The sequence below is a fragment of the Rhodococcus sp. NBC_00297 genome (genome assembly GCF_036173065.1).
Taxonomy (GTDB): Bacteria; Actinomycetota; Actinomycetes; order Mycobacteriales; family Mycobacteriaceae; genus Rhodococcoides.
Genome location: NZ_CP108041.1, coordinates 2,546,936 through 2,571,703 on the forward strand (window position 1 = coordinate 2,546,936; position 24,768 = coordinate 2,571,703).

Annotated in this window: 22 protein-coding genes and 1 pseudogene; 15 read left to right on the plus strand and 8 right to left on the minus strand. The window is 69.4% G+C overall.

What is annotated here, in order from left to right:
* The first annotated feature begins 21 nt into the window (after positions 1-21).
* Both OG947_RS12170 and OG947_RS12175 read left to right on the plus strand, forming a co-directional pair.
* On the plus strand, positions 22-1,410 hold the full coding sequence (locus OG947_RS12170) for a maltokinase N-terminal cap-like domain-containing protein (RefSeq protein ID WP_222637932.1): 1,389 nt from the start codon (positions 22-24) through the stop codon (positions 1,408-1,410).
* Positions 1,407-2,174: a putative protein N(5)-glutamine methyltransferase gene (locus OG947_RS12175; protein ID WP_222632243.1), complete on the plus strand. Its 768-nt coding sequence runs from the start codon at positions 1,407-1,409 to the stop codon at positions 2,172-2,174. Before OG947_RS12170 ends, OG947_RS12175 begins: the two co-directional genes overlap by 4 nt.
* Here the strand turns inward: OG947_RS12175 and OG947_RS12180 are convergent.
* Both OG947_RS12180 and OG947_RS12185 read right to left on the minus strand, forming a co-directional pair.
* The gene (locus OG947_RS12180; protein ID WP_056441134.1) at positions 2,165-3,094 is read right to left on the minus strand and encodes a pirin family protein; all 930 of its coding nucleotides are present in this window, start codon (positions 3,092-3,094) and stop codon (positions 2,165-2,167) included. The two genes, OG947_RS12175 and OG947_RS12180, sit on opposite strands and share 10 nt — an antisense overlap.
* A 45-nt stretch (positions 3,095-3,139) precedes the next feature.
* Entirely contained in the window at positions 3,140-3,850 is a 711-nt protein-coding gene (locus OG947_RS12185; protein ID WP_328811938.1) for a dienelactone hydrolase family protein, read from the minus strand.
* 89 nt (positions 3,851-3,939) lie between these two features.
* On the opposite strand from OG947_RS12185, the gene OG947_RS12190 reads away from it, so the two are divergent.
* Positions 3,940-4,266 carry a hypothetical protein gene (locus OG947_RS12190; protein WP_222632237.1) on the plus strand — a complete coding sequence of 109 codons (327 nt, stop codon included), beginning with the start codon at positions 3,940-3,942 and terminating at the stop codon, positions 4,264-4,266.
* On the opposite strand, the gene OG947_RS12195 is transcribed toward OG947_RS12190, so the two are convergent.
* Together OG947_RS12195 and OG947_RS12200 are read right to left on the minus strand one after the other, a co-directional pair.
* Entirely contained in the window at positions 4,249-5,070 is an 822-nt protein-coding gene (locus OG947_RS12195; RefSeq protein ID WP_328811051.1) for a UbiA family prenyltransferase, read from the minus strand. The genes OG947_RS12190 and OG947_RS12195 overlap by 18 nt on opposite strands.
* A gap of 15 nt (positions 5,071-5,085) precedes the next feature.
* On the minus strand, positions 5,086-6,483 hold the full coding sequence (locus OG947_RS12200; protein WP_328811940.1) for an NAD(P)/FAD-dependent oxidoreductase: 1,398 nt from the start codon (positions 6,481-6,483) through the stop codon (positions 5,086-5,088).
* A gap of 141 nt (positions 6,484-6,624) precedes the next feature.
* On the opposite strand from OG947_RS12200, the gene OG947_RS12205 reads away from it, so the two are divergent.
* Together OG947_RS12205 and OG947_RS12210 are read left to right on the plus strand one after the other, a co-directional pair.
* Positions 6,625-7,404: a lysophospholipid acyltransferase family protein gene (locus tag OG947_RS12205; protein ID WP_027506136.1), complete on the plus strand. Its 780-nt coding sequence runs from the start codon at positions 6,625-6,627 to the stop codon at positions 7,402-7,404.
* 120 nt (positions 7,405-7,524) lie between these two features.
* Positions 7,525-9,243: a metallophosphoesterase gene (locus tag OG947_RS12210; protein WP_328811941.1), complete on the plus strand. Its 1,719-nt coding sequence runs from the start codon at positions 7,525-7,527 to the stop codon at positions 9,241-9,243.
* A 54-nt stretch (positions 9,244-9,297) separates the two neighbouring features.
* Here OG947_RS12210 and OG947_RS12215 read toward each other — a convergent pair whose 3' ends face one another.
* Complete coding sequence (locus OG947_RS12215; RefSeq protein WP_328811942.1) at positions 9,298-9,702, minus strand: VOC family protein; 405 nt, start codon at positions 9,700-9,702, stop codon at positions 9,298-9,300.
* 104 nt (positions 9,703-9,806) lie between these two features.
* Between OG947_RS12215 and OG947_RS12220 the strand changes: the two genes are divergently transcribed.
* The 3 genes from OG947_RS12220 to OG947_RS12230 are packed head-to-tail and all read left to right on the plus strand — an operon-like array spanning position 9,807 to position 11,423.
* A complete protein-coding gene (locus OG947_RS12220; RefSeq protein ID WP_027506139.1) occupies positions 9,807-10,565 on the plus strand; it encodes an SDR family oxidoreductase in 759 nt (252 codons plus the stop codon).
* 1 nt (position 10,566) lies between these two features.
* Positions 10,567-11,058, plus strand: a complete 492-nt coding sequence (locus tag OG947_RS12225; protein ID WP_056441151.1) for a metallophosphoesterase family protein — start codon at positions 10,567-10,569, stop codon at positions 11,056-11,058.
* Positions 11,055-11,423 carry an RNA-binding S4 domain-containing protein gene (locus tag OG947_RS12230; protein WP_027506141.1) on the plus strand — a complete coding sequence of 123 codons (369 nt, stop codon included), beginning with the start codon at positions 11,055-11,057 and terminating at the stop codon, positions 11,421-11,423. The genes OG947_RS12225 and OG947_RS12230 overlap by 4 nt, the downstream gene beginning before the upstream one ends.
* 24 nt (positions 11,424-11,447) lie before the next feature.
* On the opposite strand, the gene OG947_RS12235 is transcribed toward OG947_RS12230, so the two are convergent.
* A complete protein-coding gene (locus OG947_RS12235; protein WP_328811943.1) occupies positions 11,448-12,605 on the minus strand; it encodes an acyl-CoA dehydrogenase in 1,158 nt (385 codons plus the stop codon).
* Positions 12,606-12,770: 165 nt separating this feature from the next.
* Here OG947_RS12235 and OG947_RS12240 point away from each other — a divergent pair, with 165 nt between their 5' ends.
* Complete coding sequence (locus tag OG947_RS12240; RefSeq protein WP_328811944.1) at positions 12,771-14,828, plus strand: acyltransferase family protein; 2,058 nt, start codon at positions 12,771-12,773, stop codon at positions 14,826-14,828.
* On the opposite strand, the gene OG947_RS12245 is transcribed toward OG947_RS12240, so the two are convergent.
* Entirely contained in the window at positions 14,812-15,504 is a 693-nt protein-coding gene (locus tag OG947_RS12245) for a TetR family transcriptional regulator (RefSeq protein ID WP_328811945.1), read from the minus strand. The genes OG947_RS12240 and OG947_RS12245 overlap by 17 nt on opposite strands.
* 72 nt (positions 15,505-15,576) lie before the next feature.
* On the opposite strand from OG947_RS12245, the gene OG947_RS12250 reads away from it, so the two are divergent.
* The gene (locus OG947_RS12250; RefSeq protein ID WP_328811946.1) at positions 15,577-16,971 is read left to right on the plus strand and encodes a xylulokinase; all 1,395 of its coding nucleotides are present in this window, start codon (positions 15,577-15,579) and stop codon (positions 16,969-16,971) included.
* Between the two features lies 1 nt (position 16,972).
* On the opposite strand, the pseudogene OG947_RS12255 reads toward OG947_RS12250, so the two are convergent.
* Positions 16,973-18,543, minus strand: a pseudogene (locus OG947_RS12255) (ABC transporter substrate-binding protein).
* A 416-nt stretch (positions 18,544-18,959) separates the two neighbouring features.
* Between OG947_RS12255 and OG947_RS12260 the strand changes: the two are divergent.
* From OG947_RS12260 to OG947_RS12280, 5 genes are all read left to right on the plus strand, one after another.
* The gene (locus OG947_RS12260) at positions 18,960-20,183 is read left to right on the plus strand and encodes an L-talarate/galactarate dehydratase (RefSeq protein ID WP_328811947.1); all 1,224 of its coding nucleotides are present in this window, start codon (positions 18,960-18,962) and stop codon (positions 20,181-20,183) included.
* Between the two features lie 96 nt (positions 20,184-20,279).
* Positions 20,280-21,398, plus strand: coding sequence for a sugar ABC transporter substrate-binding protein (locus tag OG947_RS12265; RefSeq protein ID WP_222632227.1), 1,119 nt, complete (start codon positions 20,280-20,282; stop codon positions 21,396-21,398).
* A gap of 5 nt (positions 21,399-21,403) precedes the next feature.
* Complete coding sequence (locus tag OG947_RS12270; RefSeq protein WP_037186144.1) at positions 21,404-22,192, plus strand: ATP-binding cassette domain-containing protein; 789 nt, start codon at positions 21,404-21,406, stop codon at positions 22,190-22,192.
* Positions 22,189-23,601, plus strand: coding sequence for a sugar ABC transporter permease (locus tag OG947_RS12275; RefSeq protein ID WP_027506150.1), 1,413 nt, complete (start codon positions 22,189-22,191; stop codon positions 23,599-23,601). The genes OG947_RS12270 and OG947_RS12275 overlap by 4 nt, the downstream gene beginning before the upstream one ends.
* Positions 23,598-24,722, plus strand: a complete 1,125-nt coding sequence (locus OG947_RS12280; protein ID WP_328811948.1) for an ROK family protein — start codon at positions 23,598-23,600, stop codon at positions 24,720-24,722. Before OG947_RS12275 ends, OG947_RS12280 begins: the two co-directional genes overlap by 4 nt.
* Positions 24,723-24,768 lie beyond the last annotated feature (46 nt).

Sequence of the window (24,768 nt, forward strand, 5' to 3'; positions counted from 1 at the left end):
AATTCGGGGTAACCGAGGCTCATGTCCACGGAACAGCACAGCATCGACGAGCCCGTCGCGCCGCCACCCCTCGACGAGGGCGCCCTCCTCGGCGCACTCGCCGCCTGGCTGCCGGAACAGCGGTGGTTCTCGGCCAAGGGTCACACCGTCACCGGAGTGCATCTGCTCACGCGGGAGACGCTGGCCACCACGTCCGAGCTCGTGGTCGAGCACGTACTCGTGCGGGTGGACCTCGAGGGCGCCGAGCCCCAGATCTTCCAGGTGCCTCTCGGTGTCCGAGCCTCGGTGGACGAGGACCTCGACCCGTGGGTCGTCACTCGGGACGGCGGCGCGGTGGTGTTCGACGCCCTGCGTGATCCCGACGCCATCTCGGTCTACTCCGACCTCCTGGCCACCGGCGGGACCGGCGAGGTGCGCTTCCTGGCGATGCCGGGCAGCGACCTGCAGACCGGCCTGCGCGGAAAGGTGCTGGGCGCCGAACAGTCGAACACGTCGGTCATCCTGGGCGACCACCATCTGCTGAAGATCTTCCGGCGCGTCACGATCGGCATCAATCCCGACGTGGAGCTGCACCGGGCGTTGGGCCAGGCGGGGTGCGAGAACGTCGCGCCGCTGCGCGGATGGATGGAAGCGGACATCGACCACACCGAGACGACCCTCGCCATGGCGCAGGACTTCGTGGCGGGATCCACCGAGGGGTGGACCACCGCGCAGGCCAGCGTGCGGGACGTCCTGGCCAGCGGTGACGTGACGACGTCCGACTTCACGAGCGAGGCCCGCGAGCTGGGCCGCGCCGTCGCCTCCGTGCACGCCGATCTCGCGTCGGTGCTGGGCACGTCCCTGGCGCCGGCGGCCGGTACGGCGGCCGACATCTCCGCTCGCGTGGAGACGGCACTGCCGGTGATCGCCGACCTGGAGCAGTACCTCCCGCGCATCCGGGCCCTGATCGACCAGGCAGCGGGCACGGGCGGCATCGACACCCAGCGCATCCACGGTGACCTGCATCTGGGGCAGGTGCTCCGCACGTCGGAGCGGTGGGTCCTCATCGACTTCGAGGGCGAACCGTCGAAGACGTTCGAGGAGCGGCGCACTCCGGACAGCACGCTGCGCGACGTGGCAGGGATGATCCGCTCTTTCGACTACGCCGCCATGAGCCACGTCGTCGAGATCGAGGATTCGCAGGAACGGGCGCGACTCGAGCCCGTGGCGCGGGAGTGGGTGGAGCGCAACGTGTCCGCATTCTGCGACGGCTACACCGAGGTGGCGGGACACGACCCGCGCATCTCGTGGGCGCTGCTGCGAGCGTACGAGCTGGACAAGGCCGTGTACGAGGCCGTCTACGAGGCGCGCAACCGCCCGACCTGGCTCTCGATCCCCCTGCACGCCATCGAGCGGCTCGTCGCGGAGTGACCTCGCGGACGGTCGCCGTGCTGAGGGCGGCCGGATGCGTGTTCGCCGAGGACGAGGCAGCTCTGCTGATCGGTGAGGCTCCGGACGAGAGCACGCTGGCCGACTGGATCGCGCGCCGTGTCGCCGGGGAGCCGCTCGAGTACATCGTGGGGTGGGCGCAGTTCCATGGGGGCCGCGTGCTCGTCGAGCCCGGCGTCTTCGTGCCGCGCCGACGGACCGAGGCCATGGTGGACGCGGCGCTCGGCCGACTCGGCGGCGGCGTGCTGCTCGATCTGTGCTGCGGCTCGGGTGCCGTGGCCGCCGCGGTGGTGCGCTCGGCGCCGGGGTCCACGGTGTACGCCTCCGACATCGACCCGGTGGCGGTGGCGTGCGCTCGTCGAAACCTGCCGGGCTGCACGGTCTTCGAGAGCGACACCTTCGCCGCGATACCGACGCACCTGCGCCACGGGATCGCCGTCGTCACCGCCAACACGCCGTACGTTCCCTCGTCGGCCATCGAGACCATGCCGCCCGAGGCGCGGGATCACGAACCCCGCGTCACCCTCGACGGTGGACCGGACGGACTGGACGTCCAGCGCCGCGTGGCCGCACAGGCACGCGACTGGCTGGCACCCGGCGGATCACTGATCGTGGAGGCGTCCGCGGCCCAGGCCGACACGGTGCGACAGATCTTCGCTGCCGCCGGTCTGGAGCCGACGGTGGTACACGACGAGGACCGGGACGCCACCATGGTGATCGGGCGAGGGACGCTCGATCAGGGCTGACCGAACCGCCCGGACTGGAAGTCCTCGAACGCCTGGAGCACCTCGGCCTTGGTGTTCATGACGAACGGCCCGGCCATCGCGACGGGCTCGCGGATCGGCTCGCCTCCGAGAACGAACATCTCCATCGACTCGGTGCCCTCGGCGGCGGCGAAGGTCAAGGTGTCGCCCGAGCCGTAGACCGTGGTCTGACCCGTGCGTACGGGCCGCCGCTCGGTGCCGACGGTGCCGGATCCGCCCAGCACGTAGGCGATGGCGTTGTAGCGCGCGTTCCAGGGCAGGGTCACCGAGGCACCCGGGGCGACGGTGACATGGGACAGCGTGATCGGCGTGTAGGTCGATCCCGGTCCCTCGTGGCCGTCCATCTCGCCGGCGATGACGCGCACCAGCGCGCCGCCGTCCTGGCTCGAGAGGAGAGCGACCTCGCGGCCGGTGATGTCCTGGTACCGCGGCGCCGCCATCTTGTTGTTGCGCGGGAGGTTGACCCACAGCTGCACGCCGTGGAACAGCCCGCCCGAGACGACGAGGTGCTCCGGCGGGGCCTCGATGTGCAGGATGCCGCTGCCCGCGGTCATCCACTGGGTGTCGCCGCCGGTGATGGAACCGCCACCGCCGTGCGAGTCCTGGTGGTCCATGATCCCGTCGATCATGTAGGTGACCGTCTCGAAGCCGCGGTGCGGGTGCCACGGTGTGCCCTTGGGCTCGCCCGGCGCGTAGTTCACCTCGCCCATCTGGTCCATGTGGATGAAGGGGTCGAGGTACTTCATGTCGACGCCCGCGAAGGCACGTCGGACCGGGAACCCCTCGCCCTCGTAGCCGGTGGGGGCGGTGGTGACGGCGCGGACCGGCCGGTTCACCGAGCCGGGCTGCGGCGTGGAGATGCGGGGGAGCGCGAGAACGTTGTCGACGGTCACTGCGGGCATGTCGGCCTCCTGGGATAAAGTTGACGAATCAACTACTTGCCCGGCTCAACCGCGAGGGGCCCGTCCTTGTTCCCCGGCCGGATCCACGTGCAGATCGAACCAGTCGAGGGTGCGCGACCACGCGTCGTACGCGGCCCGTTCGTTGTAGACGGCGGGTCGATCGTTGCAGTGGAAGCCGTGCTCGGCGTCGGGATAGCGGGCGATGCGAGTGTCCACCTGCGCGTCGGTGACGGCGGCGTTCAGCGAATCGACGTCGTCGACCGGGATCCCGGTGTCGAGGTCGCCGAAGAACCCGTGCCACGGCGTTCGCAGTGCCGTGGCGCCGTCGAGCAGCGGCGGGTAGCCGAAGCGACCCTCGCGGATGCCGCCGCCGTAGAACGTGGCCGCGGCACCGAGTGGACGCCGCACCGCCGTCTCGAAGGCGACGGTGCCGCCCATGCAGAACCCGACGATCGCGCACCCGCTCGGTCCGTAGCCGTACCCGGCCAACTCGTCGAACGCGGCATCGACGTCCTGGTCGATCTCCTCGGCCTTCAGTGCGCCGATGAGGTCCATCGCGGTGCCCATGTCGTCGTACGACACCACCGGATCACCGGCCCGGTGGAAGAGATGCGGGGCCACGGCGATCCATCCCGCCGAGGCGAAGCGGCCGCAGACCTCCGCGATGTGGTCGGTCACGCCGAACGCCTCCTGGACGACGACGACACCGCCTCGTATCGGACCTTCCGGGACGCGTGTGGTGAAAGTGATGGCCATCCCACCATCAGATCACGAGAATCTCGGTGTTCCATGTGTGAACTGTGTGAAAAGGGGAAACCGCGCCGAGGAACCAGCAGGAGGCTGCCATGACATCGACCCTGAACAACCCCGGAGCAGCGACGCCGCAGGAGCCGACCGGGCCGCCGCCGACGTTCGAGGTCGGTGCGCGGGTACGCACCCGGCACTCGATCGACCGCGACTCGGATCCGACGACGTGGCCTCTCGAGACGGGATCGATCGTCGAGGACTTCGCCGACTTCGTGGACTCGTCGTCCGTGGGTCGGGACTGGGCCGTGGCGCACCGGTGGGCGGTGGCCCTGGACAACGGGTGCCTGGTGTTCCGCGACACCGACGACCTCGAGGCCGCCGGCGACCTGACCCCTGCCGCCGAGACGTCAGCGCGGAAGCAGTAGCACCAGCACTGTCACGCCGGCGATGACGATGGCCGCGCGGAACGGTGTCCGTCCGCTGCTCGTCGACGCGATCCATGCGGCGACGACCACGACGGCCAGAGCGGCTCCGCCCGCTACGGTCGACACCCCGGTGCGCCCGAGAGCCCCGCTCCCCACGACCCCCACGATCGATGCGGTGACGAGCACCCCCGCGGCGAGTGGAGCGACCACGCGAGCAGGGAGTCGGTGTGCCAGCCCGCGGACTCCCGTCGCCGTGTCGTCGGCGATGTCGGGCAGCACGTTGACCAGGTGGGCGCCGAAGCCGAGCAGCGCCCCTACCGTGATCATCCACCACGGCGGCATCGCGTCGGCCACGGTGAGCGAGACGACCACGGGCGCCGATCCGAACGCGACGGTGTACGGCAGCCACGACACGACGGTGGATTTCAGACCCACGTTGTAGGCGAGGGCCGACCCGACTCCCAGCACGAGGTGCACCGCACCCGGGACGACGCCGCACAGCATCGAGAACACCACGCAGACCACCGCCGCGACCGCGACGCTCACCCGCACGGTGGCGGGGTCGAGGCGGCCGACGGCGAGCGGTTTGTCCGTGCGGCCGACCGCGGTGTCCCGCGGGGCGTCGATCAGATCGTTGGTCCAACCGACGATCAGTTGCCCGCTCAGCACCGCCACGACCACGACGACGAGGAGCCCCGCCGAGGGTGGGCCGATGCTGACCGACAGCAGTGCGACGAACGTCGTGACCGCGGCGGCGGGGCCGGGGTGGGAGGCGACGAGGAGAGCGGAGAGTCGACTGCCCATGTACCGGAACAGTACTCAGCTGGCGCGAGCGTCCTCGCGTGCCGGGGCTCCCGCGTCCCGCTCCCGGCGGGCGTCCTCGAGCACGACGAGCCTGCCGAGTGCCGTGCGCGCGTGCATCTGCTGCTGCGTGACGGTCAGCTGGGTGCGCGCTCGGCCGAGGAACGTCCACGTCCAGTTGAAGACGGTGGTGAGTCGGCTCTTGAATCCGACGATGTAGACGAGGTGCACCGCGAGCCACATCAGCCATGCCAGGAAGCCGGTGATCTTGACGGGTCCCACCTGCGCCACGGCCGAGAACCGCGTCACGGTCGCCATGCTGCCCTTGTCCCGGTAGCGGAACGGGGTGCGCTCGGGGCGCGGTGTGTCGGTGGCAGCGGCGCGGACGTCGGCAGTGATGCACCGCGCGGCGTAGCGGCCGCCCTGGATCGCCACCTGGGCGACGCCGGGGAGCTTGTCGCGCGCCATCATGTCGCCGACCACGAAGACCTCGGGGTGGCCCGGCAGTGTCAGATCGGCCTCGACGAGCACGCGGCCCGCGCGGTCCACCTCGGCCCCGGACTTCGCCGCGAGCTGTGCCGCGAGCGGGCTCGCGGAGACACCGGCCGACCAGACCTTGCAGGAGGACTCGATGCGGCGCTCGGTGCCGTCGCTGTCGCGGACAGATAATCCGTCGGCGTCGACGTCGGTGACCGCGGCGCCCAGCTCGACCTCGACGCCGACCTTCTCGAGACGTCGTCGAGCATTCTCGCCCAGCGAGTCGGCGAAGGGCGGCAACACCTTCGGGGCCGCGTCGAGCAAAATCACGCGGGCGTCGCGGCTGTCGATCGTGCGGAACGTTCCGGCGAGGGTGCGGCGCGAGAGCTCGGCGATCTGGCCCGCCATCTCGACACCCGTGGGGCCGGCGCCGACGACGACGAACGTGAGCAGCCGTGCGCGCTCGACGGGGTCGGTGGTGAGTTCGGCGGCGTCGAACGCGTTCATGATGCGCCCGCGCAGCTCGAGGGCGTCGTCGAGCGTCTTCATGCCGGGGGCGAACTCGGCGAAGTGATCGTTGCCGAAGTAGGACTGGCCGGCGCCCGCGGCGACGACGAGGCTGTCGTACGAAGTGACGGTGACGCGGCCACGGTTGACCGAGACGACGGTGCGCGCCTCGAGGTCCACCTCCGTGACGTCGCCGAGCACGACGGCGGCATTCGCCTGGTTCTTGAGGATGAGACGGGTGGAGGGCGCGATCTCGCCCTCGGAGAGGATCCCGGTGGCCACCTGGTAGAGCAACGGCTGGAAGAGGTGGTGCGCGGTGCGCGCCACGATCGTCACGTCGACGTCGCTGCGGCGCAGGGCCTTGGTCGCGAACAGGCCGCCGAATCCGGAGCCGACGACGACGACGCGGTGCGGGGCTGTGGTGGTGGTCACGGTGCCCGTTCCTCTCACTTCACGTGGCCGACCTGCGGGTCCGCCTCTGACGGGGTTTCCGTCTGTGACCCAGACCATACACGGCGCGCTCGATTTGTCAGAACAAATAGGTGGAACAGGGCGAACGCCTACGATTCGAGCATGGATCGCCCCGTGGTCGCCCTCGAGAACGCCGACGCCGTGTACGAGTACTACCGGGAGCATCAGCAGAATCGACGCGTCACGCGGCTCGCCTACGGGGCTCTCGCCGGACGGTTCCGACCCCGCGTCCGGTACGGCGACGGTGCTCGCGAACGCCTCCGCGCCCTCATCTACGACGACACGCGGTTCATCCTGGCCGTGAACCACGTCAGCGAGACCGACCCGTACACGGTCGCCGCCGCCGCGTGGTCCAGCGCGCTGCGGCCCGTCATCGGCCGCACCCGCGTCCTGGCCAAGGACGAGCTGTTCGTCGAGACCGAACCGAACCGCCCGCGGACCCGCCGCATCGCCGAGCGGACGTCGCAACGACGTCGCATCGAGATGATGGGCGGCATCCCGGTGTTCCGCAGCCGCGACCACGGTCTGCGCGCCGTGTCCCGAGCCGGCAATCTCATGATGGACGTGTGTGCCGAAAGGCTATCTCGTGGTGACGATCTCGCGATCTTCCCGGAGGGCACGTGCAACGACGGTGATCCGACGGTGCTCCAGCACGTCGGGAGCGGGATCGGGCACATCGTCGCGCGCGCACGGACTCGCGGCGTCGAACCGAGGCTCGTGGTGATGGGGCTGCACTACGGACCGCCGCCTGGCAGGTACCGCTCGGCGAGCGTGCACATCGACGTGCCGGACATCGTGCTCCCCGACAAGCCGGTCTCCATCGCGCGCACCGTCGCCGAGTACCTTCAGGTGGCCGTGGAGTTGTCGGTCCGCCAGTACTGACTGGTGGTTTTGTCCGGTCGGACCGAAATGTCATGTGCTGCATCGTTGTTCACATTCGGTTCGGCTCCTGCTCGCCTACCGTGCGCCTGACGTCGAGGTGACGGGAGCAGCGTCGTCTCCATGGTGGAGAACGCACTGAATCCGGCCGGGGAGATCGTCGACACAGGAGTCCCCGCCCACATCGCGGCGAACGCTTCCATCGCCGAGCAGCACGACTGGCACCTGAGCAATCTCCGTCGCCATCGGGTGTCCCGTCGCAACTTCCTCGTGGGTGCGGCCGCCGTCGCCGCGGCGGCCGGGGTGGGAAACCCCGGTTGGAATCGCGTCGCCTACGCGCAGGACGCGCCGCTGACCGTCGGAGGACGGCATCTCTCCTTCGGCTCCGACGCCGCGACGCAGCTCCGGTTCTCGGCGCAGCTCTCCCGCAATCCCGGACTCACCGGGGTGTTTCTCGACCACGGTCCGACCCCGGCACTGGGCGCCACGACGTCGGCCGAGGTGCGCAACCTGGTGAGCCAGGTACCGCGGTCCGACGGCGGCATCCTGGCGGCCGAGCAGTTCTACGTGCACGTTCCGGTGGACGGGCTCACTCCGCGTCTTCCGCACTACTACCGGTGGCGCACCGCCGACGGCTACGTCAGCGATGTCCGCAGTGCCGCACCGGCTCTGCCGGCGGGCCGGCTCGCACCGTTCCGGTTCACGATGATGGGAGATCAAGGCGTCGACGAGACGCCGACGCAGCCTCCCGGCCTGAAGCCCGGTGACTACGACGATCTGTACTACAAGCCCGACAACGAGCCGTCGGCCAAGCACGCGGCGAACATCGTGCGCCAGATCGCCGACTCGCGGCCCGACTTCCACATCCTCGCGGGCGACATCGCGTACGCGGACCCGTCGGGACAGGGCCGCACTCCTCGCTTCGTACCCAGTGGCGGCACCGTCGACAAGGCCTTCGACAAGTTCAACCCGTACGTCTGGGACGGCTACCTCGCGGCGATCGAGCCGAGCGCGGCGTCGACGCCCTGGCTCTTCGCGACCGGAAATCACGACATGGAGGCGCTGTACGGGCCGAACGGGTACGGCGGCCACGCAGCTCGATTGGACCAGCCGGACAACGGCCCCGCCGGGTGCCCGTCGGTCTACTCGTTCGTCCACGGCAACGTCGCCGTGCTCTCGCTCGACGCCAACGACGTCTCGAACGAGATCCGCGCGAACACGGGCTACAGCGGCGGACGTCAGACGGGATGGGTGGAGTCGACCCTGGCGCGCTACCGGGCCGATCCGGCCGTCGACTTCATCGTCTGCTTCTTCCACCACTGCGCGTACTCGACGACGAAGGACCACGCGAGCGACGGCGGCGTCCGCAGTGCGTGGGCGGGGCTCTTCGACCGGTACCACGTCGATGTGGTGCTGCAGGCGCACAACCACGTGTTCGAGCGGTCCGATCCGATCCGCGGCGGCTCGCCGACCCGCGTCGCCGGTGACCGGTCGGAGGTCACCTCGGTCTCGGACGGCACCGTCTACTACACGGTGGGCGGCGGTGGGCGCCCGCGTTACGGGTTCCAGGACGGCGAACCCGAGAGCTACCGCGGCAACGAGGTGGCCGACACGTCGGTGCCGAACAGCTACGTCGTCGCCGCGGACGGTTCGAAGGTGCCCGAGTCGCTCACCTGGTCACGGGTGCGATTCCGCAACTACTCATTCGTCCGCGCGGACGTGACGCCCGGGATCCCCGGCATCACACCGAGTCGGATGCGCATCGCCGCGGTCGACGAGTACGGGCGGGAGTTCGACGAGGTCACCTTCCGTCGCGAGCTGCCGCTCGCGTTCGGCAGCTAGCTGCCGGCCATGTGACCGTCGGCAGCTAGCTGCCGGCCATGTGACCGTCGGCAGCTAGCTGCCGGCGATGTTCACCATCCAGCCGATCCCGAACCGGTCGGTGAGCATCCCGAAGGTGTCGCCCCAGGGCGCCGTCTCGAGCGGGACGCCGAGGGTGCCGCCCTCGGCGAGCGCGTCCCAGTAGCCGCGCAGTTCTGCCTCGTCGTCGCCGCTCAGGGACACCGTGCCGTTGGTGCTCGCCTCCATCGACGACGGTGTGTCGGCGCCCATCAGCGTGAAGCCGCTCGGGGTGTCGAGCTGACCGTGCATGACGTTGCCCGCCTCGGACTCCTCGACGGGCATGCCCGAGTCACCGAACGTCGACAGCGTGAGTTCTCCGCCGAACACGGTGCGATAGAACTCCATCGCCTCCCGCGCCGTGTCCCGGAACGACAGGTACGGATTCAGTCGGGTCGTCATGGTGAGCCTCTTTCTCGAGCAGGGGTGGTCCGCCGACTCCTGTGACTTGATAGAAAGAGTGGGAGCCGCGGGGTTTCGGGGCCGAGATGAGAAAGAGGGTAGTCGTGAGCGAGCAGGTCAGGACAGCAATCGTCACGGGAAGTGCGCGAGGAATCGGTGCCGCCGTCGCCCGACGTCTCGCCGCGGACGGCTTCGGTGTCGCCGTCGTCGATCTCGACGAGGCGGCGTGTGCCGGCACGGTCGACGCGATCACCGCAGCCGGTGGTCAGGCCATCGCCGTCGGCGCGAACGTCGCGGACGAGCAGTCGGTCGTCTCTGCGGTCGAGCGCATCGCCACCGACTTCGGGGCGCCCACGGTGCTGGTGAACAACGCCGGCATCCTGCGCGACAATCTTCTCTTCAAGATGTCGGTCGACGACTGGGACGCCGTGCTCGGCGTGCATCTGCGCGGATCGTTCCTCATGTCCCGCGAGGTGCAGAAGCATCAGGTCGAGGCCAAGTGGGGACGCATCGTCAACCTGTCGTCCACCTCGGCGCTGGGCAACCGCGGTCAGGCCAACTACGCGGCCGCCAAGGCCGGCATGCAGGGCTTCACCAAGACCCTCGCCATCGAGCTGGGCCGCTACAACGTCACCGTCAACGCGATCGCACCCGGCTTCATCGAGACGGAGATGACGGCGGCGACGGCCGAGCGCGTCGGCGTGCCGTTCGAGGACTTCAAGAAGGGTGCCGCGTCGCAGATCCCGGTCAACCGCATCGGTCAGCCCGAGGACATCGCCCACACGGCATCCTTCTTCTGCAGTGAGGGTGCAGGATTCGTGTCCGGCCAGGTCGTGTACGTCGCGGGCGGGCCGAAAGACTGACGTGAAGTTGCTGCTGCTCGCCGACACCCACGTCCCCACCCGCGCGCGGGATCTGCCCGCCGCGGTGTGGGACGCGGTGGACGCGGCCGACCTGGTGGTGCACGCGGGTGACTGGATGGCGCCGTCGTTGCTGGACGCGCTCGAGGAACGGTCGACCGATCTGCTCGCCTGCTGGGGCAACAACGACGGTGACGATCTCCGTGCGCGGTTGCCGGAGGTCGCACGGCGGACGGTCGAGGGCGTACGCATGGTGGTGACGCACGAGACCGGGGCGAAGGGGGGACGGGAGAAGCGGATGGACGCGCAGTTCCCGGACACCGACCTGCTCGTGTTCGGGCACAGCCACATTCCGTGGGACACTCTGTCCGACAACGGGATGCGCCTGCTCAACCCGGGTTCGCCGACCGACCGTCGGCGGCAACCGCACTGCACCTACATGACGCTGACCCTGAGCGGCGGTGCCGTCTCGGACGTCGTGGTGCACGAGCTGTGACGCGCATCGACGCCTGGACGTGGTCGGTGCGGCTGTTCAAGACGCGCTCTGCCGCCGCGTCGGCGTGCCGCGGCGGACACGTGAAGATCAACGGCAGCGCCGCCAAGCCGGCGCAGCACGTGGTGCCCGGTGACGAGGTACGCATCCGCGCAGGGGGATTCGAGAAGATCGTCGAGGTCACTCAGCTCGTGAACAAGCGAGTGGGAGCCCCGGCCGCGGTGGCGTGCTACATCGACCGGAGCCCGCCCCCACCGCCACGGGAACTGTTCGCCGCAGTGCCCGTTCGCGATCGCGGAGCCGGGAGGCCGACGAAGCGGGACCGGCGCGAGATCGACCGGTTGCGGGCGGCACCGCCGAGCGAGTGACGCACGGCGGTCCCGCCACCGGCGTCAGCGCAGCAGTGCGCGCGACATGACGACGCGCTGAATCTGGTTGGTGCCCTCGTAGATCTGCGTGATCTTGGCGTCACGCATCATGCGCTCGACAGGGAAGTCGCGCGTGTAGCCGGCGCCACCGAAGAGCTGCACCGCATCGGTGGTCACCTTCATGGCGACGTCCGAGGCGAAGCACTTGGAGGCGGCGGAGATGAAGCCGAGGTTCTTCTCGCCGCGCTCGGCGCGAGCGGCTGCCGAGTACACCATGAGGCGGGCCGCCTCGATCTCCATCGCCATGTCGGCGAGCATGAACTCGACGCCCTGGAACGTGCTGATGGCCTTGCCGAACTGCTTGCGGTCCTTGGTGTACGCGATGGCCGCGTCGAGAGCGCCCTGCGCGATGCCGACGGCCTGCGCGCCGATGGTGGGACGGGTGTGGTCGAGCGTCGCGAGTGCCGTCTTGAAGCCGGTACCGGGCTCACCGATGATGCGGTCTCCGGGGATGCGGCAGTTCTCGAAGTACAGCTCGCGGGTGGGGCTGCCCTTGATGCCGAGCTTGCGCTCCTTCTCGCCGACCGAGAAGCCCTCGTCGTCCTTGTGCACCATGAACGCCGAGATGCCGTTGGCCTTCTTCTCGGGATCGGTGACGGCCATGACGGTGTACCAGGTCGACTTGCCGGCGTTGGTGATCCACGCCTTCGAGCCGTTCAGGATCCAGTCGTCGCCGTCCGCCTTGGCGCGGGTCTTCATGCCGGCGGCGTCGGAGCCCGCCTCACGCTCGGACAGTCCGTAGGAGGCCATCTCGCCCTCGGCGATGGAGGGCAGCACCTTCTGCTTGAGCTCCTCGTTGCCGCTGAGGATGAGGCCCATCGTGCCGAGCTTGTTCACGGCGGGGATCAGGGAGGAGGAACCGCACACACGGGCGACCTCCTCGATCACCATGCAGGCCGCGACGGAGTCGGCGCCCTGGCCGCCGTACTCCTCGGGAATGTGCACCGCGTTGAAGCCGGAGGCGTTGAGGGCCTTCAAGGCCTCGTCGGGGAAGCGCTCCTGCTCGTCGACCTCGGTGGCGTACGGCGCGATTTCCTTCTCGGAGAGTGCGCGGATGGCCTCGCGGAGCTCGTTGTGCTCGTCGGCGAGCTGGAAGAGGTCGAAGCTGGGGTTGCCGGCCATGGGATGTCCGTTCGTCGTGGTGAGAGGGTCGTGGCACTCGGTGTCACGGAATGAGGCCAGCGTACCGGACCGACCGGCCGGTGACCATCGCTGCGTGGCACTTGGTGTCACTGGTCACCTGTGGGTGCTCCGGACCCGTACCGTCCGTCCCTTATTCTGGTGGTCGTGCACCACCAGGCGACGACCCGTGCGCCGGGTGCCCGGGCAGTCGGCGCGCGCAGGCCGGGCCACCGCGTCGATCTGGACGGTCTCCGCGGGCTGGCGATCGCCCTCGTGGTCGTCTTCCACATCTGGTTCGGCAGGGTCTCGGGCGGTGTCGACGTCTTCCTCGTCCTGTCCGGCTTCTTCTTCACGTCGATGGTGCTGCGCCGCGTCGAGCGAGCCGACGGTCCGATCCTGCGGCCCCTCGTCGTCCGCACCGCCCGACGCCTGTACCCCGCGGCGGTGGTGGTGTTCGGCGCGGTGGCCCTCTGGACCGCGTGGGACCGACCCTTCACGATGTGGGACGCGACGACGCGGCAGCTCCTCGCGTCGCTGGCGTACGTCCAGAACTGGGAGCTCGCGCGGACCGCGTCCGACTACGCGGCGGCCGATCTGTCGGTCAGTCCGCTCCAGCACCTGTGGTCGATGTCCGTGCAGGTGCAGTTCTACGTCGGTGTCACGGCCGTGGTGTTCCTCGTCGCCGCGGCGTGCCGACGGTGTGGTCGTCGGGACCTGACCACACCGGTGCTGGTGTCGGTGCTCGCGGTCGCCGCCGCGGTGTCGTTCGCCTATGCGGCCGACATCGGCCGCACCCACCAGGGGTGGGCCTACTACGACACCGGGGCGCGGACGTGGGAACTCGCGGTCGGCGCGATCGCCGGGCTGGTGATCGGTCGAGTGGTGCTGCCAGCCGCGCTACGTGCCGCGGCCGCCGTCGTCGGACTCGCCGCACTGGTGGGCTGTGGGTTCCTCGTCGACGGTGCGGCGCAGTTCCCCGGTCCTGCCGCGCTGGTGCCGGTCGGGGCCGCGATGCTGCTGGTGCTTGCCGGTGCGGGTGCTTCCGAGTCACGAGCACCGGCCGTGACCCGCGCTCTCGAGTCCCGCCCACTGCAGTTCCTCGGCTCCATCGCCTACCCGCTGTACCTGTGGCACTGGCCGATCCTCATCGCGGTGCTCGGTACCGGGCACTCGGTGACCGTGGTGACGGGATCCGCCGTGGTGGTCGTCTCGATCGCCCTGGCCGTCGCCACACGCTCGTGGGTGGAGGAGCCGGTGCACCGTCGGGGCGCGGGCCGCGGCGTCCTCACCGCCCTGGTGACCGTCGGAGCGATCGGCCTCGCCGCGGCGAGCGCGACCTGGCAGGGCTACCTCGATCGAGCGACGGCCCAACCGACCGCCGACGTGAGCTCCGACGATCGCTACCCGGGGGCGCTCGCGCTCGTCGACGGTGTTCCCGTGCCGGACGCTCCGATGCGACCCACCGTGCTCGATGCGGACCTGGACCTGCCGCAGTCGACGCTGGACGGCTGCATCGCGGACATGACGCAGCGCGAGGTGATCTCGTGCGTGTACGGCGATCCCGACGCGACGCGCACCCTTGCCCTGGCCGGGGGATCGCATGCCGAGCACTGGCTCCCCGCACTCGACCGGATCGGCCGGGATCGCGGGTTCGCCGTGGTGACCTACCTCAAGATGGGGTGCCCGCTCGACATCGGCGAGCCGCTCCTGGTGGATCTGCCCTACCCGGACTGCCGGGACTGGTCCTCGGACGTGCTCGACATCCTCGCGTCGGACCGCCCCGACTGGGTGTTCACCACCTCGACGCGGCCGAGCCCCACGGAGTTCGGCGACGTCACACCCGACGCGTACCTCGACGTCTGGGCACGCTTCTCCGCGCTCGCTCTTCCCGTCGTGGCCGTGCGGGACACTCCGTGGCTCAGCCGGGAGGGCGTCCCGTATCGCGCCGCGGACTGCCTTGCCGACGGCGGCGACAGCGAGTCGTGCGGACTGCCGCGCAGCGAGGTCCTGTCCGAGATCGATCCGGCCCGCGCCGCGTCGCTGCCGTTCCCCTCGGTGGTTCCCGTCGACTTCTCCGATGCGGTCTGCGGTCCCGACGTGTGTCGCGTCGTCGAAGGAAACGTGCTGGTCTACCACGATTCCCACCACCTGTCGGCGACGTACGTCCGGTCGCTCGTGCCGGTGGTCGACAGCACGCTCGGCGAGGTCACGGGGTGGTGGTGAGACCGTCCCCGAAGTGCTGTGCGAGCAGGGTCGTGACGTCGGCGACCGACGTCCCCGGCGGCAACACGAGTGCGGTGGGCCGGTCTCCCGCGGTGTCGGTGACGAACCGCCGCTTCACCGCCCCGAGGGCGCGCCGGACGTCCTCGACCTCCACTCGGGCCCCGTCGCGAAGCCACGTGCGCAGCAGGTAATTGTGCGTCGCCGTGACCGCGGCGGCGAACTGCACCAGGGAGAGCGGCTCCTGCGTCGGGGCGCCGCGGCGCAGGGTGTCGACGAAGACGCGCTCGTACCGCAGCACCATCACCAGTTCGCGCTCGCGCAGGGCGGGCACCGTCTGCAGGACGCGGTAGCGGCGACGGGTGGTGTCCGGCGTGCCGGAGAACCGGGCGAACACGCGTGCGGCGGCCTCGCACACGGCGTCGTACGGATCGAGGTCGGTCGTTTCCAGGAAGTCCTGCACATGGGTGAGGGTGGCGTCGTGGTCGAGGAAGACCACGTCCTCCTTGGACCGGAACTGCCGGAAGAACGTGCGGCGCGACAGCCCCGCGCTCTCCGCGATCTGGTCGACCGTGGTGGCCTCGTACCCCTTGCTCTCGAAGAGCTCCAGCGCCGCACCCATGACCTCGAGGCGAAACCGGGCGTCCTCGGTTTCTCGCGGTTCGTCGTGGGCGGCCATGGCTTCACGGTAGCGTGAACTGCTCGGACCGGTGAGCTGCCGGAACGCACGTGACGGTGAAGGGGCGAGGTCGTGGCGTTGGTGATGGGTGTCGATTCGTCCACCCAGTCGTGCAAAATCGTTGTTCGGGACGCGGATTCCGGTGAGCTGGTCCGCCACGGTCGGGCCGGCCATCCCGACGGCACCGAGATCGACCCGGCCCGGTGGCACGAGGCTCTCGAGACCGCTCTCGCGGACGCCGGTGGAATGGACGGCGTCGACGCGGTCTCCGTCGGAGCGCAGCAGCACGGCATGGTGTGTCTCGACGAGGCGGGCGAGACCGTCCGACCGGCGTTGCTGTGGAACGACACTCGCTCCGCCGAGTCGGCGCGCGACCTGGTGACCGAGCTGGGTGGAGGCCAGGAGTGGGCCGACGCCGTGGGCGTGGTGCCGGTCGCGTCCATCACCGCGGCAAAGCTGCGGTGGCTCGCGGATCACGAGTCGGAGAACGCCGATCGCACTGCGGCAGTCTGTCTTCCGCACGACTGGCTGTCCTGGCGCCTCGGCGGTGCTCGCGGACTCGACGCCCTGGCCACGGATCGGGGTGACGCCAGCGGCACGGGATACTTCTCGGCGGCCACGAACGAGTACCGCGTCGATCTGCTCGGTCTCGCGCTACGCGGGCGCACCCCGCACGTGCCCACCGTGGCGGCGCCCTCGACACGGATCGGCACGACTTCCGGAGGCGCGGCCATCGGGCCCGGAACCGGTGACAATGCCGCTGCGGCACTGGCTCTGGGTGCCGGCGAGGGTGACCTGGTGGTCTCCATCGGCACGTCCGGCGTCGTCTCGGCCGTGTCCGCCGTGGCTCCTCGCGACCCGTCGGGACTGGTGGCCGGCTTCGCCGACGCCACCGGTCGTCAACTGCCTCTCGTCTGCACGCTGAACGCCGCGCGCGTGCTCGATGCGACCGCGCGCCTGCTCGGCGTCGACCACGACGAGCTGTCGCGGCTCGCGCTGTCCACGGAGAGCCGGGGACTGGTCATGGTGCCGTACCTCGAGGGGGAGCGCACACCGAACAGGCCCGGCGCGACCGGCGCGATTCATGGCCTGCGCCTGGGTAATTCGACCCCGGCGCACCTCGCGCGCGCCGCGATCGAGGGTCTGCTGTGCAGTCTCGCCGACGGGATCGACCACCTGGTGGCGCAGGGTGCGACCGTGTCGCGAGTGCTGCTCGTCGGCGGGGGCGCGAAATCCGAGGCGGTGCGCGTCCTCGCGCCGGGAGTCTTCGGCATGCCCGTCGACGTCCCGCCGCCCGGTGAGTACGTGGCCGACGGGGCCGCGCGCCAGGCGGCCTGGGTGCTGTCCGGCGGGGCCGAACCGCCCACCTGGGCCGCGGCGGACATTCCCCGGTACGAGGCGGACCCGACCCCGGCGGTGCGCGAACGCTACGCCGAGGTGCGGGACCTGACGGAGGGTGCCGGGTAGGTCAGCGCCCCGTAGCGTTCGACTCGTCGTCGGCGTGGGTCATGGCAGCGAGGTGCATCTCGTCGACGGTGGCCGAGTCGGGTGTGTAGTCGACTCTGTCCGACTTCGCCAGCACGCCCTCCATGTGCGCGATGTACGCCATCTGCATGATCTTCGTCGGCTCCTCCTCGAAAAGGCGGGCGTACGCATCCTGCCGGGCGTCACCCGTGAGCTGGCCGGCCGCGGCGATCTCCGCGTCGAACTCCGGTGTTCCGTAGGCACTCTGGAATCCGTCACTCGTGAAGTACTGGTCGACGGTGAAGGCCGAGTCACCCGCCTGGTTGCCGTGCTGGATGACCAGGAGGTACGGGCCGGCGTCGGCGGGGAAGGGGCGCTCCTGGTACTGCGACGTACCGGCCGAGTCCATCATCTCGATCGAGATGTTCATGCCCAGTTCGGACAGTGCGTTCTGGACGACCTCGAGGGTCTCGTTGACCTTCGGGAACTGACCGGTACGGCCGATCAGTCGGATCTTCGCATCGACCGGCACGCCGTCCGCTCGTGCCTCGTCGAGCAGTGCTCGCGCCTTCTCCGTGTCGTACGGCCACGCCTCGAGATCGTCGTCGTACCCGACGACTCCCGGCGAGACCAACTGAGCCGCCGGGCGTCCCAGATCGCGAAAGAGGGCGTGCACGATGCCGTTCCGGTTGATGGAGTAGTTGATCGCCTGCCGCACCCGGATGTCGTCCAGGGGAGGCTCCTCCACCTGGATCCGGACCGCGGTGGTCTCGTTGTTCGGGTAGGCCACACCCAGGTCCCCGGCACCGTCCTCCGGTCCGATACCGGTCGCGATGTCGGCCTCGTCTCCCGAGACCATCGACGCGCGGATGCTGCCTTCGCTGCGCCACTGGTAGACGGCACGGGCGAACTCCGGCCGAGGCCCCCAGTACCGATCGTTGCGCACCAGGGTCAGCCGCTGGCCGTAGTCCCAGGTGTCGAGAGCGAACGGTCCGGTGCCGACCGGTTCCCGCTCGCGTTCCGTGATGCTGGCGGTGCGTGGGACCATCTCCACGAACGAGATCCGCAGCGGGAGGATGGGATCCGGGTTCGGCGCTGCCACCGTCAGGGTCAGCGGATCGACGACGGCCACGGTCAGATCGGCGTCGCCGAAGACGTATCCCTCGACGTTGCATCCGATGTCGGAGTTCACGGTGCGCTCGATGGAGTGCGCGGCGTCCGCGGCCTCGAACGGTCGACCGTCGCTGAAGGTGACTCCGGGGTGCAGACGGAACGTCCACTGGCGGTCGGAGTTCTGTTCCCAGGAGTCGGCAAGCTTGGGTTCGAGATCACCGGTGGTGGGGTTCCGCTCCATGAGAGGTTCGGTGATGTTCGACCGCGTGACGACGCCGATCGAGGTCTGCGAGACGTCGCACGCCTCGAGCGTCGGGGTTCCTGACTCAGGACGATGCGCAGGGTGTCCGGATCGGTGACCGAGCTGCGGTCCGTGTTGGCCACGGAGCACGCCGAGGCGGTGAGCGCGAGGACGAGCACGCCTGCGAGCGTCCCGGATCGGTGTCGCGGTGCAGGGCTCATGTCGACCTCCGGGTATGACGTCCGAGTGGACGGGGGATGCGAGTGACACCGGACAGGTGGGCTGTGGTGATCGGATCCTGTGACGGTGGACACAACGTAGGAGCGGTTGTCGAGGTCGTCAACGGCGTCGAGCCGTCGTCGAGACCGTCCGCGTCACCATCGAGGCGACGACGCCGACGCCGCTCGAGTCACCCACCTGCGGCGATACGTGGTCAGAGATCGACCGGTCCGGATCGTGAACCGACACATGCGATTTCCGCATCGTTCGATGCCGAGGTGGTGCGACCGGAGCGCCACTCGTCGGGACATGCAGTGATGCTCGGTCGGAATCGACCGATGCGACATCAGTGTTGGACGCGCATCAGTGCGGCTTCTAGCGTGTGAGCTGGACCACGTACCCGATGGAGGAGCCGACTGTGACCGACACGCGAGAGACCCCCGAGCGCAGCACCACCCGGCCGACCAGCGGGCTCACCGCGCCCGACGCGGCCGTTCGTGCGCTCGCGCCCGGGGCCGCCACGATCGATCGCATCGCGGACGTCACCCTGCGCTCCGTCGTTCTCCCTCTGGCCACACCGATCAGCGACGCGAAAGTGCTGACCGGACGGCAGAAGCCGATGACGGAGGTGGTGTTCCTCTTCGTCGAGATACGCACCGAGCAGGGGCACGAGGGCATCGGGTTCAGCTACTCCAAACGTGCCGGCGGCCCTGCGCAGTTCGCCCACGCGCGAGAGATCGCGCCTGTGCTGATCGGTCAGAATCCCAGTGACATCGGTAAGATCTGGAGCTCTCTCGTCTGGGCCGGTGCCTCCGTCGGTCGCAGCGGCGTCGCCACCCAGGCGATCGCGGCCGTCGACATCGCACTGTGGGACCTGAAGGCGAAGCGAGCCGGGCTCCCGCTCGCGAAACTCATCGGCTCCACCCGTGATGCCGTGCAGACGTACAACACGTCCGGCGGCTTCCTGCACACCCCGATCGAGGAGGTGCTGGAGAACGCGACCGCGTCTCTCGCGGCCGGCATCGGCGGTATCAAACTGAAGGTGGGACAACCGGACTGGCGCCAGGACATCGCTCGGGTGACCGCAGTGCGCGAGCACCTGGGTGACGACGTACCCCTGATGGTCGACGCGAACCAGCAGTGGGACCGACCGACGGCGACCCGGATGTGCCGCATTCTCGAACAGTTCGATCTGGTGTGGATCGAGGAACCACTCGACGCCTACGACGCCGAGGGCCACGCCATGCTCGCGCGGACCTTCGACACGTCCATCGCGACCGGTGAGATGCTGGCCAGTGTCGGCGAGCACGTGCGCCTGATCGAGGCCGGGTCCGTCGACATCATCCAGCCCGACGCGCCGCGCATCGGTGGGATCACGCAGTTCCTGAAGCTCGCAGGACTCGCCGAGCATCACGGCCTGCAGATGGCGCCGCACTTCGCGATGGAGATCCACCTGCATCTCGCGGCTGCCTATCCTCTGCAGACCTGGGTGGAGCACTTCGACTGGTTGGATCCGCTGTTCGAGGAGCACCTGGAGACGCGGGACGGGCGGATGCACCTGTCCGAACGTCCTGGCCTCGGCTTCACCCTGAGCGAGCAGGCGCACGCGTGGACCGTGGCGGAGGTGCACGTCGATCGCTGAAGGGTGACCGGCGTCACCTTGTCGGACAGCCTATTGCCCAGATCACACCTGAAGGAATATGTTGTGCTCCGCAACATACAACCGAAGGGACGATCGATGCAGAACACAAGGCTCGCCCTCACCGCGGCGGGTATCGGTCTGGTCATGGCACTCACCGCGTGTGGCAGCAACTCCAGCAGCGACAGCGGCAGCGGAGACTCCGGCGGATCCGGCAACGGCGGCACCAAGGTCGGCGTCATCCTGCCCGACACCAAGTCGTCCGCACGCTACGAGTCGCAGGACCGACCGCTCCTGCAGAAGGCGCTGAGCGACGCGGGTCTCGATCCGATCATCCAGAACGCGGAGGGCGACACCACCAAGTTCTCGTCCATCGCCGACTCGATGATCAGCCAGGGTGCGAAGGTCATCCTGATGAGCAATCTCTCGTCCGAGTCCGGTGCCGCCGTGCAGAAGAAGGCCACCGAAGCGGGCGTCGCCACCATCGACTACGACCGACTCACCCTCGGCGGCTCGGCCGACTACTACGTCTCCTTCGACAGCACCACCGTCGGCAACCTGCAGGGTCAGGGCCTGGTGGACTGCGTGGGCGCGAAGCCCGGCGCGCAGATCATCCAGATCAACGGCTCGCCGACCGACAACAACGCCACGCTGTTCAAGGCCGGCGCGCTCGAGGTGCTGCAGCCGAAGTACGACTCCGGCGACCTGCGCCTCGCGGGCGACCAGGCCATCCCCGAGTGGGACAACCAGGTCGGCGGCACCACCTTCGAGCAGCTGCTCACCGCCAACGGCGGCAAGGTCGACGGCGTTCTCGCCGCCAACGACGGACTCGCGGGCGCCGTCATCACGGTCCTGCAGAAGAACGGCCTGAACGGCACCGTGCCGGTCACCGGTCAGGACGCCACCGAGGACGGACTGAAGGCCGTGCTCCGCGGCGACCAGTGCATGACCGTCTACAAGGACGTCGCGAAGGAGGCGGCCGCTGCCGCCGAGCTCGCCATCGACCTCGCCAAGGGTGACACCGCCGCTGCCGACGCCAAGGCGACGGCGACGTCGGAGGACCCCGAGGGCAACCGTCAGGTGAAGTCGGTCCTGCTGGACCCGGTCACCATCACGCGCGACAACGTCAAGGTCGCCGTCGACGGCGGCGCCGTCTCGGCGGACGCGTTGTGCAGTGGCGACGTGGCTCAGGCCTGCGCGGACGCGGGAATCTCCTGACCACCATGACCGCCGCGGGAGAGCCCGTCCTGCAGTTGCAGGGCATCAACAAGAGTTTCGGTCCGGTGCACGTCCTGCACGACGTCGATCTGACGATCAGGGCGGGAGAGGTCACTGCACTGGTCGGTGACAACGGCGCGGGCAAGTCCACGCTGATCAAGTGCATCGCAGGAATTCACGGCACCGACTCCGGCGAGGTCCGCTTCGGCGGCGAGCCGGTGTCGGTGTCGAATCCGAAAGAGGCTGCGGCGCTGGGTATCGAGGTCGTGTACCAGGACCTCGCCCTGTGCGACAACCTCGACATCGTGCAGAACATGTTCCTCGGCCGTGAGCGTACGGCCAAGGGTCTGCTCGACGAGGCATCGATGGAACAGGCGGCGCGCGACACCCTCGCGTCGCTGTCGGTGCGCACCGTCAAGTCGGTGCGCACCCCGGTCGCGTCGCTGTCCGGTGGACAGCGGCAGACCGTCGCCATCGCCAAGTCGGTGCTCTGGGAGTCGAAGGTGGTGCTGCTCGACGAGCCCACGGCCGCACTGGGAGTCGCGCAGACGCGACAGGTCCTCGACCTCGTTCGCCGCCTCGCGGACTCGGGTGTGGGAGTGCTGCTCATCAGCCACAACATGAACGACGTCGTCGAGGTGTCCGACTCCGTCGCCGCCCTGTTCCTGGGGCGGATGGCGGCGCAGGTGCGCACGGCGGACGTGTCCGTCGGACGCATCGTCGAGCTCATCACGACCGGCCGCAGCGGTGACCTCGGTCTTCCGTCGGCCGAGGCGAAGGCGGTGACGATATGACCGCCGCACCCGAACAGGACCGCGCCCGGTCCGACTTCTCGATGGACACCGATCGGCGATCGTTCGGCGACGCCGGACGCGACTACGTGGCACGACTGCGCGGCGGCGAGCTGGGGGCACTGCCCGCACTCGCCGGGCTGGTCGTCCTGCTCGTCGTGTTCTCGTCGCTGTCGGGGCAGTTTCTCACCCTCAACAACGTGGCCAATCTGCTCACCCAGGGAGCGGCCACCGCGTTGATCGGCATGGGGCTGGTGTTCGTGCTCCTCCTCGGTGAGATCGACCTCTCCGCCGGCACCGGCTCCGGTGTGGCGGCGGCGATTCTCGCCCTGCACTACACGGAGGGGGGAAACCTGCTCGGCGGCATGGGAACCGGTGTGTTCCTGACGTTCTGCGCCGTTCTGGTGGTGGCCGGAGTGCTCGCGGCGATCACGCGACTGTGGGCGGCCATCGTGCCGGCCGCGATCGCACTCGCCATCGCGCTGCTCGGGGTGCCCGCGAATCCGTGGATCGAGATCGTGCTGGCGATCTGCGTCGGTGCCTCGATAGGCTGCCTCACCGGGTTCCTCGTCTCCCGCGTCGGCATCCCGTCGTTCGTGGTCACGCTGGCACTGTTCCTCGCCTGGGGCGGTGTGGTGCTGCAGCTGATCGGTGAGGGCGGCACCCTCGGAATCTCCGACAACACCGTGCTCTTCGCGGTGGCCAACCGGTCGCTCCCGGTGTGGGCGAGTTGGGTGCTGTTCGCGGTGGTCGTCGGCGGATTCGCGGCGATCAACCTCTCGCGCCAGCGCACTCGGCTGAAGCAGGGACTGACGGCTCCCCCGACGTCGCTGTTGCTGGTCAAGATCGCGGCACTGACGGTGTTCGCCGCCCTCGCCACGTGGGCGATGACGGTGAACCGCAGCCCCAACCCGGCGGTGCTCTCCATCGCCGGTGTGCCGTACGTCGTTCCGATCGTGCTCTTCGTGTTGGTGCTCGCCACGTTCGTCCTCGACCGGACGTCCTACGGTCGGCACGTCTACGCGGTGGGTGGCAACGCGGAGGCGTCGCGGCGAGCGGGTATCGACGTCCGGCGCATCCGCATGAGTGTCTTCGTGGTCAGCTCGACCATCGCGGCACTCGGCGCCATCGTGGCAGCGTCCAAGGTCGGATCCGTGGATCCGCAGGCGGGTGGCGGCAACACGCTGCTGTTCGCCGTCGGCGCCGCCGTCATCGGTGGAACGTCGCTCTTCGGTGGACGTGGTCGCGTGCGGGACGCGGTGATCGGTGCTGCCGTCATCGCGGTGATCGACAACGGACTGCGCCTGCAGGGGCAGTCCGCGGCGGTGGTCTCCATCGTCACCGGTCTCGTGCTGTTGCTCGCGGCCAGTGTCGACGCACTGTCGCGTCGACGAGCTCCGACTGGTCGGTGACAGGCCGACCGGCTCGTTCCGCCCTCGTCCGCAGTGTCCACCTCGGTGGGGCTCGGACGAGGGCGGAACTCGCGGAGGACCTCTCGCTGAACCGGAGCACCGTCAAGACTCTCGTCGACGACCTCGTCGCCGACGGCCTGGTCTCCGAACATCCGTCGTCCGGTGGCGGGGCCGGCCGGCCGTCGCTGGTGGTCGACCCCATCCCGTCCGCCGCCTGGGTACTCGCGGTCGACGCGGCCGTCGACTGGCTGTCCGTCTCCGCGATCGGCTGGGGCGCAGCGGTTCTGGCGGATCTCGACTACGAGGCGGGAGCGGGCCCGGACCCGGCGGACCTGGTGCGCCGCATCGCCGATGCCGCGACCGAGCTCACCCATCGGGTGGGATCGGCCCCGCATGCAGTGTGTGTCGCCGTACCCGGTCTCGTGCGGTCGGCCGACGGTCTCGTGCGCGTCGCACCCAACCTCGGCTGGACCGACGTTCCGCTCGGTCGTCTGATCGGTGAGGCGGTCGGGGTGCGGTGCATCGTCGCCAACGAGTCTGATCTGGGAGTGGTCGCGGAACACACCCGCGGATGCGCCCGCGGCGTGGACGACGTGGTCTACCTCTTCGCGGAGTTCGGTGTGGGTGCCGGAATACTCAGCGCCGGATCACTTCTCGGCGGTTCCGGTGGCTACGCCGGCGAGGTGGGACACATGCGGACCGCCGCAGGCGGGGGCCTCTGCAGCTGCGGAAGCAACGGGTGCTGGGAGCTGTCCGTCGGGCAGGACGCACTGCGCCGGGCACTCGCGATGCCGGAACCCGCGACGCCGTCCGCGATCGGGCGCGCACTGGCCGACGTCGCCGCCGCCGGGGGTGCCCTGCCGGAGAGCTACATCGAGGCACTGGAGACGGGCGTCTGCACCATCGTCACGATGGTGGACCCCCGCGTCGTCGTGTTCGGCGGCCTCTTCGCCGACGTTCTCCGGGTGCCCTCGGCGATGGCACGCATCACCGAGGGCGTGGGGGAGTGCCTGGTCGGACGCCAGCACGGGGTGGAACTGCACGTCTCGGGCCTGGGTCGGCGGATCTCGGTGATCGGTGCCGCCGAGCTGGCCTTCGCCGAGGTGCTGCAGCGGCTGTAGTGGGCCTTCGGCCCCCGTGAGCCTTGTGCGTGTCCAGGGATGCGCA

Bases quoted from the DNA above. Each gene is read 5' to 3' on its own strand.
- OG947_RS12170 (WP_222637932.1), top strand. From the start codon at position 22: ATGTCCACGGAACAGCACAGCATCGACGAGCCCGTCGCGCCGCCACCC.
- OG947_RS12180 (WP_056441134.1), bottom strand. From the start codon at position 3,094: ATGCCCGCAGTGACCGTCGACAACGTTCTCGCGCTCCCCCGCATCTCC.
- OG947_RS12185 (WP_328811938.1), bottom strand. From the start codon at position 3,850: ATGGCCATCACTTTCACCACACGCGTCCCGGAAGGTCCGATACGAGGC.
- OG947_RS12190 (WP_222632237.1), top strand. From the start codon at position 3,940: ATGACATCGACCCTGAACAACCCCGGAGCAGCGACGCCGCAGGAGCCG.
- OG947_RS12195 (WP_328811051.1), bottom strand. From the start codon at position 5,070: ATGGGCAGTCGACTCTCCGCTCTCCTCGTCGCCTCCCACCCCGGCCCC.
- OG947_RS12205 (WP_027506136.1), top strand. From the start codon at position 6,625: ATGGATCGCCCCGTGGTCGCCCTCGAGAACGCCGACGCCGTGTACGAG.
- OG947_RS12210 (WP_328811941.1), top strand. From the start codon at position 7,525: ATGGTGGAGAACGCACTGAATCCGGCCGGGGAGATCGTCGACACAGGA.
- OG947_RS12215 (WP_328811942.1), bottom strand. From the start codon at position 9,702: ATGACGACCCGACTGAATCCGTACCTGTCGTTCCGGGACACGGCGCGG.
- OG947_RS12235 (WP_328811943.1), bottom strand. From the start codon at position 12,605: ATGGCCGGCAACCCCAGCTTCGACCTCTTCCAGCTCGCCGACGAGCAC.
- OG947_RS12245 (WP_328811945.1), bottom strand. From the start codon at position 15,504: ATGGCCGCCCACGACGAACCGCGAGAAACCGAGGACGCCCGGTTTCGC.
- OG947_RS12265 (WP_222632227.1), top strand. From the start codon at position 20,280: ATGCAGAACACAAGGCTCGCCCTCACCGCGGCGGGTATCGGTCTGGTC.
- OG947_RS12270 (WP_037186144.1), top strand. From the start codon at position 21,404: ATGACCGCCGCGGGAGAGCCCGTCCTGCAGTTGCAGGGCATCAACAAG.
- OG947_RS12275 (WP_027506150.1), top strand. From the start codon at position 22,189: ATGACCGCCGCACCCGAACAGGACCGCGCCCGGTCCGACTTCTCGATG.